The organism is Lysobacter sp. CA196, assembly GCF_052078695.1.
Lineage (GTDB): Bacteria > Pseudomonadota > Gammaproteobacteria > Xanthomonadales > Xanthomonadaceae > Lysobacter.
The window spans coordinates 1-14,591 of the sequence record NZ_JBQJIN010000002.1 but is presented as its reverse complement, the minus strand read 5'-3'; the positions used below and the strand labels follow the sequence as shown (position 1 = coordinate 14,591).

The 14,591-nt window shown below is 67.9% G+C and carries 15 protein-coding genes; 4 read left to right on the top strand and 11 right to left on the bottom strand.

Annotated features, from left to right (window positions below; genetic code table 11):
- Positions 1–200: 200 nt before the first annotated feature.
- Entirely contained in the window at positions 201–866 is a 666-nt protein-coding gene (gene crp / locus ACTOWK_RS02755) for a cAMP-activated global transcriptional regulator CRP (protein ID WP_036148366.1), read from the top strand.
- A gap of 7 nt (positions 867–873) precedes the next feature.
- Positions 874–1,338, top strand: a complete 465-nt coding sequence (locus ACTOWK_RS02750) for a global regulator CLP-associated N-acetyltransferase (protein WP_441328674.1) — start codon at positions 874–876, stop codon at positions 1,336–1,338.
- Between the two features lie 182 nt (positions 1,339–1,520).
- Here ACTOWK_RS02750 and ACTOWK_RS02745 read toward each other — a convergent pair whose 3' ends face one another.
- The 6 genes from ACTOWK_RS02745 to ACTOWK_RS02720 all read right to left on the bottom strand — a co-directional run bounded on the left by ACTOWK_RS02745 (position 1,521) and on the right by ACTOWK_RS02720 (position 6,068).
- On the bottom strand, positions 1,521–2,267 hold the full coding sequence (locus ACTOWK_RS02745; protein WP_441328673.1) for an HAD-IB family phosphatase: 747 nt from the start codon (positions 2,265–2,267) through the stop codon (positions 1,521–1,523).
- Positions 2,264–3,055, bottom strand: a complete 792-nt coding sequence (trpC, locus tag ACTOWK_RS02740; RefSeq protein ID WP_223619672.1) for an indole-3-glycerol phosphate synthase TrpC — start codon at positions 3,053–3,055, stop codon at positions 2,264–2,266. The genes ACTOWK_RS02745 and trpC overlap by 4 nt, the downstream gene beginning before the upstream one ends.
- Positions 3,052–3,393 carry an antibiotic biosynthesis monooxygenase family protein gene (locus ACTOWK_RS02735; protein ID WP_441328672.1) on the bottom strand — a complete coding sequence of 114 codons (342 nt, stop codon included), beginning with the start codon at positions 3,391–3,393 and terminating at the stop codon, positions 3,052–3,054. The genes trpC and ACTOWK_RS02735 overlap by 4 nt, the downstream gene beginning before the upstream one ends.
- A gap of 216 nt (positions 3,394–3,609) precedes the next feature.
- Positions 3,610–4,644: an anthranilate phosphoribosyltransferase gene (trpD, locus tag ACTOWK_RS02730; protein WP_441328671.1), complete on the bottom strand. Its 1,035-nt coding sequence runs from the start codon at positions 4,642–4,644 to the stop codon at positions 3,610–3,612.
- Positions 4,645–4,690: 46 nt separating this feature from the next.
- The gene (locus tag ACTOWK_RS02725; RefSeq protein WP_441328670.1) at positions 4,691–5,272 is read right to left on the bottom strand and encodes an anthranilate synthase component II; all 582 of its coding nucleotides are present in this window, start codon (positions 5,270–5,272) and stop codon (positions 4,691–4,693) included.
- A 571-nt stretch (positions 5,273–5,843) separates the two neighbouring features.
- A complete protein-coding gene (locus ACTOWK_RS02720) occupies positions 5,844–6,068 on the bottom strand; it encodes a hypothetical protein (RefSeq protein ID WP_441328669.1) in 225 nt (74 codons plus the stop codon).
- A 325-nt stretch (positions 6,069–6,393) separates the two neighbouring features.
- Between ACTOWK_RS02720 and ACTOWK_RS02715 the strand changes: the two genes are divergently transcribed.
- A complete protein-coding gene (locus ACTOWK_RS02715; protein WP_441328668.1) occupies positions 6,394–7,962 on the top strand; it encodes an endo-1,3-alpha-glucanase family glycosylhydrolase in 1,569 nt (522 codons plus the stop codon).
- Between the two features lie 75 nt (positions 7,963–8,037).
- Here the strand turns inward: ACTOWK_RS02715 and ACTOWK_RS02710 are convergent, their stop codons facing one another.
- From ACTOWK_RS02710 to ACTOWK_RS02700, 3 genes are all read right to left on the bottom strand, one after another.
- Entirely contained in the window at positions 8,038–9,399 is a 1,362-nt protein-coding gene (locus ACTOWK_RS02710; RefSeq protein ID WP_441328667.1) for an ATP-binding protein, read from the bottom strand.
- 109 nt (positions 9,400–9,508) lie between these two features.
- Complete coding sequence (locus ACTOWK_RS02705; protein ID WP_223619668.1) at positions 9,509–10,183, bottom strand: winged helix-turn-helix domain-containing protein; 675 nt, start codon at positions 10,181–10,183, stop codon at positions 9,509–9,511.
- Positions 10,184–10,306: 123 nt separating this feature from the next.
- A complete protein-coding gene (locus tag ACTOWK_RS02700; RefSeq protein ID WP_441328666.1) occupies positions 10,307–10,492 on the bottom strand; it encodes a hypothetical protein in 186 nt (61 codons plus the stop codon).
- 252 nt (positions 10,493–10,744) lie between these two features.
- Between ACTOWK_RS02700 and ACTOWK_RS02695 the strand changes: the two genes are divergently transcribed.
- Positions 10,745–11,041 (top strand): antibiotic biosynthesis monooxygenase family protein, encoded by a 297-nt coding sequence (locus ACTOWK_RS02695; RefSeq protein ID WP_441328665.1) that lies wholly within the window; start codon positions 10,745–10,747, stop codon positions 11,039–11,041.
- Positions 11,042–11,319: 278 nt separating this feature from the next.
- Here the strand turns inward: ACTOWK_RS02695 and trpE are convergent, their stop codons facing one another.
- Complete coding sequence (gene trpE / locus ACTOWK_RS02690; RefSeq protein WP_441328664.1) at positions 11,320–12,795, bottom strand: anthranilate synthase component I; 1,476 nt, start codon at positions 12,793–12,795, stop codon at positions 11,320–11,322.
- 147 nt (positions 12,796–12,942) lie between these two features.
- Positions 12,943–13,914 carry a lipid kinase YegS gene (gene yegS / locus ACTOWK_RS02685; protein ID WP_441328663.1) on the bottom strand — a complete coding sequence of 324 codons (972 nt, stop codon included), beginning with the start codon at positions 13,912–13,914 and terminating at the stop codon, positions 12,943–12,945.
- Positions 13,915–14,591: the final 677 nt, after the last annotated feature.

Below are 14,591 nucleotides of genomic sequence, written 5' to 3'. Positions count from 1 at the left end.
GAGGCAATTGGCCCCGGGGGGAAACGCAGCCGGGTTTTGGACTGCGTCGATTACAAAAGCGTGACCGTCTCTGCGCTTCCATCATCGCTCTCTATCGGACCGGGAGTTTCAACGGCAGGATTTGCTCACGCGGCCGTATCGCCCTAAGCTCGGCCGAAAGCCAAAGCCCATTCCCAATGTCCGCCAACCCGGTAGCCCCCTTGACTGCATTGCGCAGAACCAATAGCCCGTTGTTGCCGGACGGCGCAACGATCGAACGCTTCCTGGCCCATTGCCACCGTCGTCGTTACCCGTCCCGCACGGACGTGTTTCGCCCCGGGGATCCGGCCAGCACGCTGTATTACGTCGTCTCAGGCTCGGTGAGCATCATCACCGAGGAAGAGGACGGCCGTGAACTGGTCCTGGGCTATTTCGGCCCCGGCGAGTTCGTCGGCGAGCTCGGCCTGTTCATCGAGAGCGACCATCGCGAGGTGATCCTGCGAACGCGCAGCACCTGCGAACTGGCCGAAATCGGACACGAGCGCCTCTACGACCTGCTGCTGACCCGGCTCTCGCTGGACGCGCCCAAGCTGCTGTATGCGATCGGCGCGCAGATTTCCCGGCGCCTGCTCGACACCAGCCGCAAGGCCGGCCGCCTGGCCTTCCTCGACGTCACTGACCGCATCGTCCGTGCCCTGCACGACCTTGCCAAGGAACCCGAGGCCATGAGCCATCCGCAGGGCACTCAGCTGCGGGTGTCGCGCCAGGAGCTTTCGCGCCTGGTCGGTTGCTCGCGCGAAATGGCCGGTCGTGTACTGAAGAAGCTGCAGGCCGACGGCAAGCTGCACGCCCGAGGCAAGACCGTCGTCCTCTACGGGACCCGTTAAGGGCCCGGTGGGACGCATCGCGCCCTCCTCCGAGACCGCACCGACGGTGCGGCTCGCGGAGTTGGGCGATGCCAGCGATGTCGCCGAGCTGCTCAGCCAGCTCGGCTATCCCTGCACCCGCGATGAGGCCCTCGAGCGCATCGCCGTGCTGCGCGAAGACCCGCGCCACGATCTCCTGCTGGCCGAACTCGACGGCCACGCCTGTGGCCTGATCGCCAGCCACACCCGCTATTCGCTGACCCGCGGCAATCTGCTGACCCGCATCACCGCCCTGGTGGTGGCCCAGTCCTGTTATCGCCAGGGTATCGGCCGCCTGCTGCTGCGCGAGGTCGAGCGCCGTGCACGCCGCGACGGGGTCGGCCGAGTCGAAGTCGCGAGCAATATCCGCCGCACCGACGCCCACGACTTCTACCGTGCCTGCGGTTATTCCGACGGCTCGTCGGTCAAATTCGTGAAGACGCTGGGCGATTGAGGCGCCGGGCTGAGGCGCCGCCGTAGCCGGATTCACTCCTGAATATCCAGGTTGCGCCGTGTCGGGCGGCATGGCGGTCGCGGCTCGCGCCGCTCCTACCCTTGTTGCGCCGCTTCTGGGTAGGAGCGGCGCAAGCCGCGACCACGCCCCACCCGTGCCGGCGAATATTCACCGGCTGACGGCTACTTCGCCGCCGACGACACCGCATCCCCGCTCCGCCCCGGGCAACCCCAGTTCAGGATCGGCGTGCCGGCCGGCAGCACACGCCGGAACATCTCCACCCGCGCCGCCTTCGGATTGACCACCACCGGCTTGCGCGCGGCCTTGAGCAGCGGCAGGTCGGCGCTGCTGTCGGAGTAAGCGGCCTCGACCGGCCCGGTGAAGCCGGACTCGCGCAGCATCTTCATCTTCATTTCGGAATGGCAATGGCGACGGGCGCCGAGTGCGCCCAGGCGCGGGCCGACCAGGGTGCCGACCACCGGCACGTCCTCATGGGCGACGAAAGCCAGGATGGCGCGCGCCAGTTCCGGCGGCGCGCCGGTCGCGATCACCACGTGGTCGCCCTGTTCGCGGTGGTGATGCAGCACGTCGAGCGCGATCGGCAGCAGCCGTTCGCGGATCTGCGCGGTGTGCAGGGCGACGTAGCGGTCGATCATCGCGTCGAGCGAGCCCACCCGGTGCATGCCGATGGTGCCGACCCAGACGAAGGCCGAGATGCCGAGGCGGCGCGTCTTCAGCCAGGCCACCATCGGCCCGGCGACCGGCGCGATCAACAGCGCCAACAGCATCCGCCACCACGAGCGCTTGATCAGCCAGGCGAACAGATGGCTGCCGGAGTCGCCGTCGTACAAGGTGTGATCGAAATCGAACACGATCAGCGGCGCGTCCGCGCGCACCGCCGGAAAACGCGCGGGCCGGACCGCGCTCACGCCGCGAACAACCGCCGCAGCGCCGCGCCCGGGTCGCGTTCGCGCATGAAGCTTTCGCCGACCAGGAAGGTCTCGACGCCGGCGCCGCGCATGCGTTCGACGTCGGCCAGCGTGGCGATGCCGCTCTCCGTCACCAACGTGCGGTCGCGCGGCACCGCCGCGCGCAGCGCGATGGTGGTGTCCAGCGAAACCTCGAAGGTGCGCAGATTGCGGTTGTTGACCCCGATCAGCTCGCAATCGGTCTGCAGCGCGCGTTCGAGCTCGTCGATGTCGTGGACCTCGACCAGCACGTCCATGCCCAGCTCCATCGCCAGGCCGGCCATTTCGATCATCGGCCCGTCCTCGAGCGCGGCGACGATCAGCAGGATCGCGTCGGCGCCGATCATGCGCGCTTCGTAGATCTGGTAAGGGTCGACGGTGAAGTCCTTGCGCAGCACCGGCAGCGAGCAGGCGCCGCGCGCTTCGCCGAGGTAGGCGTTGCTGCCCTGGAAGAAATCGACGTCGGTCAGCACCGACAGGCAGGCGGCGCCGCCGGCCTCGTAACTGCGGGCGATCTCGGCCGGCTTGAAGTCGGCGCGGATCAGGCCCTTGGACGGGCTGGCCTTCTTGACCTCGGCGATGACCGCGGCTTCGCCGGCGGCGTGCTTGCGCTTGATCGCGTCGACGAAGCCGCGCGCCGGCGCCTGCGAGGCCGCGCGCGCGCGCAGGTCGGCGAGCGAACGCACCCGGCTGCGTTGTTCGATCTCCTCGTGCTTGCGCGCGAGGATGGTGTTGAGGATGTCGCTCATGCCTTGCCCTTGCTCCCGTACGCGCGTTCGACCTTGGCCACGCGCAACTCGAAATGTCGATACCAATGTTCGCGCCCGTAGGCGCGGGTGGCGGCGTGTTCGGCCTGCCGTTTCCAGGCGGCGATCGCCGCCTCGTCGGACCAATAGCTTACGGTGATGCCGAAGCCGTCGCTGCCGCGGGTCGACTCGACCCCGAGGAAGCCCGGCTGGCTCGCGGCGAGTTCGACCATGCGCTCGGCCGCCTCGCCGTAACCGGCGTCGTCCCCCTCGCTGCGCTGCGAGCTGAAGATGACCGCGTAATACGGCGGTTTCGGTAGTTCGGCGAAGCGGGCGGACATGCTGGCTCCTGGGGTCTCAATACAAGGCAAAGGCGGGAGCAACGGCAAATCCCCCCTGCCCCCCTTTCTTGAAGGGGGGAACAGCAACGGCAGCGGTAGCCACTGCGGCGGAAATCACCGAATGCAGCGAGGTCGGCACGCCTCTTGAGCCACAGCGCAGCTCTTCCCCCCTTTGGAAAAGGGGGGGTAGGGGGGATTTGCTCTTCCCGCGCCCCATCACGCCCCCGCCAGTTCCCGGGTCAGCGCGACGAACTCGTCGAGCTTCGCCCGCGCGGCACCGGAGGCCAGCGCGCTGCGGGCGCGCTCGATGCCGTCGGCGATGCTCTCGGCCACCCCCGCGGCGTACAGCGCGGCGCCGGAATTCAGCGCGACGATCTCGCGCGGCAAGCCGTCGCGGTTTTCCAGCGCCTGCAGCAGCATGGCCTTCGATTCGGTCGCATCGGCCACCCGCAAGTTGCGGCTGGCCGCCATCGCGATGCCGAAGTCCTCCGGGTGCACTTCGTATTCGCGCACCACACCGTCGCGCAATTCGCCGACCAGGCTGCCGGCGCCGAGCGAGAGCTCGTCCATGCCGTCGCGGCCCCACACCACCAGCGCGCGTTGCGCGCCCATTTCCTGCAGTACGCGCACCTGGATGCCGACCAGGTCGGGATGGAACACGCCCATCAGGATGCTCGGCGCGTCGGCCGGGTTGGTCAGCGGGCCGAGGATGTTGAACAAGGTGCGCACACCCATCTCGCGCCGCACCGGCGCGACCACCTTCATCGCCGGGTGATGCACCGGCGCGAACATGAAGCCGATGCCGGCGCGGTCGATGCACTGGCTGACCTGCTCGGGCTGCAGCTCGATCGCCGCGCCCAGGGCTTCCAGCACGTCGGCGCTGCCCGACTTCGACGACACGCTGCGATTGCCGTGCTTGGCCACCTTGGCCCCGGCCGCGGCGACCACGAACATGCTCGCGGTGGAAATGTTGAAGGTGTGGGCGCCGTCGCCGCCGGTGCCGACGATGTCGACCAGATGAGTGCGGTCGCTCACCTGCACCGGCCGCGCGAATTCGCGCAACACCGTCGCCGCGCCGGCGATCTCGCCGACGGTTTCCTTCTTGACCCGCAGGCCGGTGAGGATCGCGGCGGTCATGGTCGGCGAGATTTCGCCGCGCATGATCATGCGCATCAGATCGACCATCTCGTCGTGGAAGATCTCGCGGTGCTCGATCGTGCGTTGCAGGGCTTCTTGGGCGGTCAGAGGCATCGTGATTCGTGTCCTGGCAGGCGCGGCCTCGGCCGCACCATGGCGGTTATCGGGTCAGGAAGTTCTTCAGCAGCGCGTGGCCGTGCTCGGTCAGGATCGACTCGGGGTGGAACTGCACCCCCTCGACCGGATACTCGCGATGGCGCAGGCCCATGATCTCTTCGAAGCTGCCGTCCTCGTTCTCGGTCCAGGCGGTGATCTCGAGCGAGTCCGGCAGGCTGTCGCGCGACACCACCAGCGAGTGATAGCGCGTAGCCCGGTAGGCGTCAGGCAGCCCGGCGAATACGCCGCGGCCTTCATGGCGGATGCGCGACGTCTTGCCGTGCATGATGGTCTGGGCACGGATCACGTCGCCGCCGTAGGCCTGGCCGAGGCTCTGGTGGCCGAGGCAGACGCCGAGGATCGGCACGCGCGGGCCGAGCTCGCGGATCACGTCCAATGACACGCCGGCATCGTTCGGCGTGCCCGGCCCCGGCGAGATCATGATGCGTTCCGGCGCCAGCCGGTCGATTTCGGCCACGCTCAGGTCGTCGTTGCGGATCACCTTCACTTCCGCCCCGAGCGCCTGCAGGTACTGCACGAGGTTGTAGGTGAAGCTGTCGTAGTTGTCGATCATCAGAACGGACATGACGCGCCTCGAATGCGGGTGATACCGGAAAGCTGCGCGATCGCGGGCCATGGGGCCGCCATCGTGCCGGTGGCGTGTTGCGGGAGATGCGGCGCGCTCGCACGCGGCCGTCCGTAGCGGTACGGTTTGGCCGCGCCGGCGAACGGCAGCCCACGATTATCCCGCCTCGGTGAGGCCGGAGACAGGGGTCGGGGCTGGAAAAGCACTCCCGCGCCGGGGAGGCCTCGGCCGCGCTTAGCGGCCGGAAAGTACTGGCCGCGCTCGGCGGGTGGAAAGCCTCGGCCGCGCTCAGCGGCCGGAAAACATCGAATCGTAGGCGGGGTCACGCAGGGAGTCCTCGTAGGGCGGCAGGAAACGGACGACGGCGGCACGCCACCATCGCCAAGCCTGGCCGGCTTTCGGGGAGTTCTGCGGGATTGCGCGAACGGTCATGCGGCTACTGTAACCGCTGGACGCCGGTCTGTGCGAGGGCGGCCGGGTCGGCCCCGCCGGCGGGCGGCGGGCGGGATCGGGCCGCCGTTGGGACGGAGGTCGCGGCCCCTCGCAATGGCCGCATCCGCCCGGAGCCCGTTCACTCGCGCCCGCACGGAATCGGTTTGAGTCCGAAGTATTCGGCCGCGCCGGTATCGTCGCGCCTGATGAAGTGACAGCCGGTTTCGTCGTCGCATTCGCCGGCATGAATCGCCAGCCGCCAGCGCACCGCCGGCGACTCTCCGCAGTACACGCCGGTGCCGATGCGCACGAAGACGATCGTCCACAGGCCGGCTGCCAATGCGGTCGCGATCGCGACGCCCATTGCCCATCGCAACCAGGTTCTGGGTGCGCTCGGTCGATTGAGTGTTGATGCGGACATGCCTGGGCTTCGATAGCGCGGCGAAGAACGCGCGAGCGCGGAGCATAGCCCGAGTGTCGCCATCGCGCTGCGCATCGGTCTGCGCTACTCGCCGCCACCGACGCCCTGCCCCCGCCGCCCGAATGTGTGCCAGTTGGCAATAGAGAGAAACGAAGCAGTCTCCGACCGAGCCGACCGATAGCGTGAATGCCGCCGGCCGCTCGCCGCGGCATCGCTCCGGCGCCTTCGTTGCGCTCCGCAACCCGCCCCCTACTGAAGGATGGACGTCATGCACGCTCCACGTTCCTCGTTACTCCGCTGCGCGATTCTCCTGGCCGCTTTGACCGTCGTCCCCAGCGCGACCGCGCGCGGCCCGGACCGGATCCGCTCGCCGCTGCTAGCGCCCGGCGACGCCGCCGCCTCGGCGCAGTGCTATCCGTTCGTGCAACCGAGTCCGCAAGTCCTGCGCACCTCGGGCAAGAAAGTGTTCGCCTGGTATTTCCCGCCGTTCCAGCTCTCGACCCACAACGAGCTCGACAGCAAGAACTGGTACGAGCGCTGGCTCAGCCCGACCGGCGCCAGCAGCGGCAACCTCGAATACCTCAGCACCGGCGGCTTGCTGCGCGACCGCCCGCTGCCGATGCCGAAACGGCCGGAGCCGAACTGGAAGCAGCTGAACTTCGAGGTCGAGATCCGCCAGGCCATCGCCATGGGCCTCGACGGTTTCATCCTGGAAATGTCGTACCGGCAGGTCCATTCCGACGACCGCTTCAACCGCGTGCGCGACATGCTGGCCGCGGCCAAGGCGGTCGATCCGGAATTCCGCATCCTGCTCGCACCGGGTTTCCCGAAGGGCGCGCAGGACACGCCGGACGAACTGGCGCAGACCCTGCTCGCGGTGATCGACCACCCCTCGGTGTTCCGCCTGCCCGACGGCCGCGTGCCGCTGGCGACGTTCTCGCCCGAACGGCCGGCCAAGGACGGCGGCAAGCCGATCCTGTGGTGGCAGCAATTGCTCGACCTGCTGCGCGCGCAAGGCGTCGAGCCGGCGTGGTATCCGATGTTCCTGTCGCGCACCGCAATGAATTCGATCCCGGACATCGCGCAGTGGCGCACGACCATGGCCGGCTATTCGATCTTCGAAGGCAAGACCGCCAGCCAGGCCCCCTCCAACGTCAGCGAGGCGGTGGAGGCACGCAAATACGGCCTGGACTGGATGGCGCGGGTCGCATTCCAGGACATGCGCGTGCGCAAGAGCGCCGAGAAGGTCGAACTGCGCCATTGGGAGTCGTCGAACAGCGCGACCTTGCGTGCGCTGTTCGAAAAGGCCATCGAGAGCGATGCGCAAATGCTCAACATCCTGACCTGGAACGACTACGGCGAAACCCAGGTCGCGCCGTCGCGCGATCGCGGTTATGCGGTGACCGACCTGCTCGCCTACTACACGGCCTGGTTCAAGACCGGCCAGGCGCCGCCGATCGCGCGCGATGCCTTGTACTACTTCCATCGCCAACACCGGACCGACGCGCCCTACGACACCGCGAAACAAACTGCAGGCCCTTTCACGATTCCGTCCGGGCCGGCCGCCGAGAACCAGGTCGAATTGCTCGCCTTCCTGACCGAACCCGGCCTGCTCAGCATCCGTCAGGGCAGCGATTTGCGCAGCGTGCCGGCCGCGGCCGGCATGACCTCGTTCAAAGTGCCGCTGGTCGCGGGCACCACGCCGCAGTTCGAGTTGAGTCGCGGCAACCAGGTGATCGAGTCCCTGACCAGCGCGACACCGGTGCGGGCCTCGGTCGATTACCAGGACATGACCTACTACGCCGGCGGCAGCATCGAGTGCCTGCGTCCGCTGTAATCCAGGCAGCCGCCTGACATTGCGAGCGTCTTCAGCGCGATGCGGACATCGCGCTGAAGACGCGATCGGCCGCGGTCAACGAGTACCCGGCTCCGACGGCAGCACCAGCATCACCCGCAATCCCGGCGCGTTGTCGCCGAGGCCGATCTGGCCACCGTGACGCTGCACGATCGCGCGCACCAGGCTCAGGCCCAGGCCGGTGCCGGCCGAGCCGCGATGGGACTCCATGCGCTGGAAACGGTCGAACACCCGTTCGCGGTCGGCCTCGGGAATGCCGGGGCCGCGGTCGTCGATCTGCACGACCAGGTTCTGGCGCTCGCGCCGCAGGCTCAGCGCGACCTCGCTCGCGGCGGGCGCGTACTTGACCGCGTTGTCGAGCAGGTTGACCAGCATCTGGAACAGCTGATCGGCATCGCCGCGCAGGCGCGTTTCATCGGCGCCGACGAGGTTCGCGCTGACCGCGATGCCGCGCTCGGCCGCGATCGGTGTGTACAGCTCGACCGCATCGCGCACCAGTTCGGACAAATACAATTCCGGCTCGTCGTGCACCGGCGGCTGCGCCTCGATCCGCGCCAGGCGCAGCAGGGCACCGAAGGAATGCAGCAACTGGTCGGTCTCGCCGATCGCCGCGTCGAGTTGCGCACCGGCTTCGCCCGCGCCCTGGCGTCGGCGCAGCTCTTCGAGGCGGTTGCGCAGACGGGTCAACGGCGTACGCAGGTCGTGGGCGATGTGATCGGTCGCATGGCGCACGCCGCCGAGCAGTTCCTCGATGCGGTCGAGCATGCCGTTGAAGCGGCGCGCGAGCCGGTCGAAGGCGTCGTCGCTGCCGTCGAGCCGTGCGCGCAGACCGAGTTCGCCGCTGCCGACCCGGCTTGCGGTGTCGTCCAGATGGCGCAGCCGGCGCGAGACCCAACGCGACGTCATCCAGCCGATCAGCGCGCCCAAGGTCGCTGCAACCAACAAAGCGGCCAGCGCGGTGCGCAGCATCAGGGCGAGGAAGCGGTCCTGGCTGCGGGTGCGAGTGCCGGTCAGCAGGGTCGTGCCGTCGGGCAGCCGCTGCACTTGTGCGACCACGCGCAGATCGCCGTCGCCGCCGTGTTCGGTGAACTCGACCCAGCGCGCGCCCTGGCGATGCCTGGGCAGGTCGCGGTAGTCGCCGGCGACGACACGGCCGTCGGCGGCGGTCAGCGCATACACCGCATCCGGGTCTTCGTCGTTGGCGATGCGTTCGCGAAGTTCGCCGAGCAAAGCGGCGCGGCCCTCGTCGCGGTACACCTCGACCAGACCGGCTGCGTCCACCCGCACCAGTTCGCGTGCATCCTGGGTCAGCATCGCCGATACCGCGTAATGCACGCCGATGCCGAGCAGCACGAAGGCGAGCAGGAACGAGACGGTCACCGCCAGCGCCAGGCGGGCGCTGGTCGAGCGGGGGCTCATGCGCATGTGTCGTGCCCGCACGAAGTACAAATTCCGCCTGCCCGCCTTTTGCAAAGGAGGGAGCTCACGGCGCTGGGCGTCGGGATGGGCGCGAGCGTATGCAATCCGCTCACGCGCCCAACCGATAGCCTGCGCCGCGCACGGTGTGCAGCAACGGCCGCGCGTGGCCCTGGTCGATCTTCTGGCGCAGGCGGCTGATGTGCACGTCGATGACGTTGGTCTGCGGGTCGAAGTGATAGTCCCAGACCGCTTCCAGCAACATGGTCCGGGTCACTACCCGCTCGGCCTGGCGCATCAGGTATTCGAGCAGGCGGAACTCGCGCGGCTGCAGTTCGATGCGCTTGTCGCCGCGACGCGCTTCGCGGCTGAGCAGGTCCAGTTCGAGATCGGCCACGCGCAAGCGGGTCGGTTCGCTGCCGCCGGCCTGGCCGCGGCGCAGGATGCTGTCCAGGCGCGCGCTGAGTTCGGCGTAGGCGAAGGGCTTGACCAGGTAGTCGTCGGCGCCGGCGCGCAGACCTTCCACGCGGTGATCGACTTCTCCGAGCGCGGTCAGCAGCAACACCGGCGTGCGGTTGCCGGCGCCGCGCAAGGTCTGCAGTACGACCAGCCCGTCGAGCCCGGGCAGCATGCGGTCGAGCACGATGCTGTCGTAGCGTTCGGTGGTGGCCAGGAACAGACCGTCCTTGCCGTTGCCGGCGTGGTCGACGGCATGGCCGTCCTCGCGCAGGCCCTTGGCGATGAAGCCGGCGGTGTGGGGGTCGTCTTCGACGAGCAGGACGCGCATGCCGACTCCGGAATCGCTGACGTTGCGTGAGGCGGGACTGAAAAAGAATACCCCGCCGGCGGCTGCCGGCGGGGCGTGAAACCCACGCCGACGATGCGTGGGGCTCGGGGGAGCGGCGAAGGATCAGTTGGCGGCGGGTGCCGCGGCGGCGGGAACGGTCTTCGCCGCCTTCTTGGCCTGGTGATGCTTGTGCTTGACGGTCTTGGCGGCGGGCGCGGCGCTCGAAGCGGTCGTCGCCGGCGCGGCGGCGAACGCGGAACCGGCGAACGCGGTGAGAGCGACGGCGATCAGGGCATTGCGGACGTTCATGGGTGGCTCCTGGAAACGGTCTGGGACGGTTCGTTTGGGATTCCTGCCGGTGGGGGCGTCCCCATCGCGAAGACAGGTTGCGCCGGCGGGCTTCACCACGAGCTTTCCGCTGCATGAACTTTTTTTAATGTGGCGCGGTGTGGGGAAGCGGCACCGGCCGCGCAGCTCGTCCAGGCCGGATCGCCACGGCATACAGCTCCATCGGTCTCGGGCATGATTCGGGCGAGACTCACCGCCTACAGGAGCCGACTCATGATCTGTCGCATCTGGCACGGCCGTACCCATACCGCGCGGGCCGACGCCTACGCTGTCTTCCTGCAGGAACGCGCGGTGCCGGATTACCGCTCGATACCCGGCAATCTGCAAGTGCAGATCCTGCGGCGCGAAGACGGCGAGGCGACCCACTTCCTCACCGTCACCCACTGGGAATCGGAAGCCGCGATCCGCGCCTTTGCCGGCGAGCATCTGCTGCAGGCCAAGTATTACGACGAGGATCGCGATTTCCTGCTCGAATTCGAGCCGCTGGTGCAGCACTACAGCGTGGTCTGAACCCGCGGCGCCAGACAGCCGCTCAATCGCGTCGAAAACAGCAGCGCAGCTTCTTGTAGGAGCTGCGCAAGCTGCGACCGCGTCAAACCGCCGACCGGCGCGGGTCGCGGCTCGCGCCGCTCCTACCCCAAAGCGGTTTCGGGCGATCGGGCATTAACCGGCGAAAACGGCAGCGCAGCTCGTTGTAGGAGCTGCGCAAGCTGCGACCGCGCCAAACCACCAACCGGCGCAGGTCGCGGCTCGCGCCGCTCCCACCCCAAGGCGGATCCGCGCGCTGCTTACAGCCCGCGCGCAGCCTCGCCTACGGCACGGAACAGGGCGCGGCCCTTGTTCATCGTCTCTTCCCATTCCTTCTGCGGGTCGGAGTCGTAGACGATGCCGGCACCGGCCTGCACGTGCAGGCGGCCGTCCTGGATCACGGCGGTGCGGATCGCGATGGCGGTGTCGGCGTCGCCGTGCCAGCCGATGTAGCCGACCGCGCCGGAGTAAACGTTGCGCTTGATCGGTTCGAGCTCGCGGATCACTTCCAGCGCGCGGATCTTCGGCGCGCCGCTGACCGTGCCGGCCGGGAAGGTCGCGCGCAGCACGTCCATATAGCTCATGCCCGCCTTCAGACGGCCGGTCACTTCGCTGACGATGTGCATGACGTGGCTGTAGCGCTCGATCACGAACTGCTCGCCGACTTCGACCGTGCCCGGTTCGGACACGCGGCCGACGTCGTTGCGGCCGAGGTCGATCAGCATCAGATGCTCGGCGCGCTCCTTCGGGTCGGCCAGCAATTCGGCTTCGAGCGCATTGTCTTCCTCGACCGTCTTGCCGCGCGGACGCGTGCCGGCGATCGGTCGCACGGTGACTTCACCGTCCTGCAGACGCACCAGGATTTCCGGCGACGAGCCGACCACCTGGGTGCCGCCGACATCGAGGAAATACATGTACGGCGACGGGTTCAAGGCGCGCAGCGCGCGATAGACGTCGACCGGCCGCGCCTTGAACGGCACGCTCAGGCGCTGCGACAGCACGACCTGGAAGATGTCGCCGGCGCGGATCAGTTCCTTCGACTTCTCGACCGCGTCGATGAAGCCTTCGCGGGTGAAGCCGGAAACGAAATCGCCTTCTTCGAGCCCGGCCGGGTCCAAGGTTTCCGGATAGCTCGCGCCGCCGATGCGCAGCCGGTGCACGAGCTGGTCGAGACGGCGATTGGCGCGGGCGAAAGCCTGCGGCTCGCGCGGGTCGGCGTGGACGATCAGGTACAGACGGCCCTTGAGGTTGTCGAATACCGCGATCTCCTCGCTCTGCATCAGCAGGATGTCGGGAGTGCCCAGCTCGTCGGGTTTGTTGTTGCCCGTCAGGCGATGCTCGATGAACTGGATGCACTCGAAACCGAACCAGCCGACCAGGCCGCCGGTGAATCCCGGCAAGCCGTCGATCTTGGGCACCTTGTATTCGGTGCGCAGGCGCTCGACCTCGGCCAGCGGGTCGTCGACCACGCGGCTGTCGATCAGCTCGCCGTGCTCGGTGACGAATAGAGTGTGGCCGGCGAAGGCGTATACGCGCTGTGCGGGCAGGCCGATGATCGAATAGCGGCCGAAGCGTTCGCCGCCCTCGACCGACTCGAACAGGTAGGTGTGCGGGCCGTCGGCGAGCTTGAGATAGACCGAGAGGGGGGTGTCGAGGTCGGACAAGACCTCGCGTACGACCGGAATACGGGTGTAGCCGTTAGCAGCCTGTTGCTGGAAGAGTTCGTGCGAAATCACGCGGCAGTTCCTTCATGGACGAGTGGGCAGGAGCGACGATGGCCGACGGCCACCATCGCCAACCCACGTCGGCACAAAGGAAATGCGGGTTCGCCCAGGCTTTCATGGACGCTACTGTAGCCGCTTCGCCGGCGCCGCGCGACGGCCTCAGCCGCCGGCTGCCCGGGGCGATTCTTCCAGGGTCGGCGCCATCGCCGACAACAGCGGGCAGGCGACCGGCAGGTGCATGCGCACGCGGCCGGCCACGCAGTCGATGCGGAAGTGGTGCGAGCAGACCGGTTCGCCGTCCAGGTTGAGGGTCAGCGTCCGCGGCGATTCGATCTCGACCCAGCGCAACTGCACCCGGGTGGCGACGCGGTCGAGCGCGGCATGCTTGCCTTCGGTCAACAGGGTGCGCACGGTCGCGCCGACTTCGCCGGACAGGTCGGGCACCACGGTGACGTCGAGCAGGCCGTCGTCGATCAAGGCGTCCGGGCACAGGACCTGGCCGCCACCGGCCTGCTTGCCGTTGCCGATACCGAGCGCGATGAAATCGCCCTCCCACTCGAAGCCCTCACCGTGAATACGGGCGCGTACCGGCTCGATACGGCCCAGTTTGGAAATGCCGGTGACCAGATAAGCCAGGCCGCCGAGCATCTTCTTGAGGCCGGCGTCGGTCTCGACCGTCACCTGGGTGCCGAAGCCGCCGCTGGCGAGATTGGCGGCCCAGTGCAGGCCGTCGGGTGCTTCGAGACGGATCAGGTCGATCGGCTGCGGCGGCCGGCGTGCGATCAGATCCAACGCCTGCGTCGGGTCGGTCGGGATCAGCGCGGCGCTGGCGAAATCGTTGGCGGTGCCGAGCGGCACCAACCCGAGCGAGGGCAGCACGTCGGCGGATTCGTCGCGGTGGGCCAAGGTGGTCGCGACCTCGCTGAGCGTGCCGTCGCCGCCGGCCGCGACGATGGTATCGACGCCGTCGGCGATGGCCTCGGCCACATAGCGCTCGGCGTCGCCGCCCTCCCAAGTGACGCGGACGTCCAGGTCGATACCGCGCTCGCGTGTCGCGACCACGGCCTCGCGCAGGTCATCGTCGCCGGCCGATTTGCCGTTGAGAATCAAGCGCCACCGAGGCTTGGGCATGGAGAAGGGTGTCCGAGCGGGAAGCCCGCGAGGCTAACAGCGCCGGGGAAATTTTCGGTGAACGCCCGTACGTGTGGGTACCGGGCCATGGCTTGCGACGACGACACGCCCTGTCGAGGACGTCTGGACCGCCGAGCTTCCGAATTCGCCACTTTTGTCACACGCCGGTCATCGTTGACCCGGAGTATGAGAGTCCATATCAGGGACGACGGGCGGAGGCTGGATTGCCTCCAATTATTCCAGGACGCGGGCCGCAAGGCCCGCGTCCTTTTGCTTTGGGCGCTTTGCTGGGCTCGAACACACCCTGCGCCATTCGCCGTAGTCCCGCATCGCCGACCGTTGCCGTTGCCGTTGCCGTTGCCGTTGCCGTTGCCGTTGCCTTAAAGATTTTGCTGTGGCTGTGCGTCGCCGCGCACTAGCGAAGGCAATGAAAGACCCGGAGGGCGGCGCGCAGGGATGCGCGCCGTTTTTCATCGGGACAGGGATGTCCCGTATGTAGATCCCTGCGTATGCACCGCTCGTGCGGGCCTGTGATTCAAAGAGAGCATTTTTCTTTGGTTAGGCGGTCTCTAAGCTTAAGTGCATCACCCACCGAAGGGTTCTGCACATGGGCCACCACTACACCCACCTGAGTCCCGAAGAGCGCGGCGCCATCATGGCCTGGGTCCGCCAAGGTC

Bases quoted from the DNA above. Each gene is read 5' to 3' on its own strand.
- trpC (WP_223619672.1), bottom strand. From the start codon at position 3,055: ATGAGCGACATCCTCAACACCATCCTCGCGCGCAAGCACGAGGAGATC.
- ACTOWK_RS02735 (WP_441328672.1), bottom strand. From the start codon at position 3,393: ATGTCCGCCCGCTTCGCCGAACTACCGAAACCGCCGTATTACGCGGTC.
- trpD (WP_441328671.1), bottom strand. From the start codon at position 4,644: ATGCCTCTGACCGCCCAAGAAGCCCTGCAACGCACGATCGAGCACCGC.
- ACTOWK_RS02725 (WP_441328670.1), bottom strand. From the start codon at position 5,272: ATGTCCGTTCTGATGATCGACAACTACGACAGCTTCACCTACAACCTC.
- ACTOWK_RS02720 (WP_441328669.1), bottom strand. From the start codon at position 6,068: ATGGGCGTCGCGATCGCGACCGCATTGGCAGCCGGCCTGTGGACGATC.
- ACTOWK_RS02715 (WP_441328668.1), top strand. From the start codon at position 6,394: ATGCACGCTCCACGTTCCTCGTTACTCCGCTGCGCGATTCTCCTGGCC.
- ACTOWK_RS02710 (WP_441328667.1), bottom strand. From the start codon at position 9,399: ATGAGCCCCCGCTCGACCAGCGCCCGCCTGGCGCTGGCGGTGACCGTC.
- ACTOWK_RS02705 (WP_223619668.1), bottom strand. From the start codon at position 10,183: ATGCGCGTCCTGCTCGTCGAAGACGACCCCCACACCGCCGGCTTCATC.
- ACTOWK_RS02700 (WP_441328666.1), bottom strand. From the start codon at position 10,492: ATGAACGTCCGCAATGCCCTGATCGCCGTCGCTCTCACCGCGTTCGCC.
- ACTOWK_RS02695 (WP_441328665.1), top strand. From the start codon at position 10,745: ATGATCTGTCGCATCTGGCACGGCCGTACCCATACCGCGCGGGCCGAC.
- yegS (WP_441328663.1), bottom strand. From the start codon at position 13,914: ATGCCCAAGCCTCGGTGGCGCTTGATTCTCAACGGCAAATCGGCCGGC.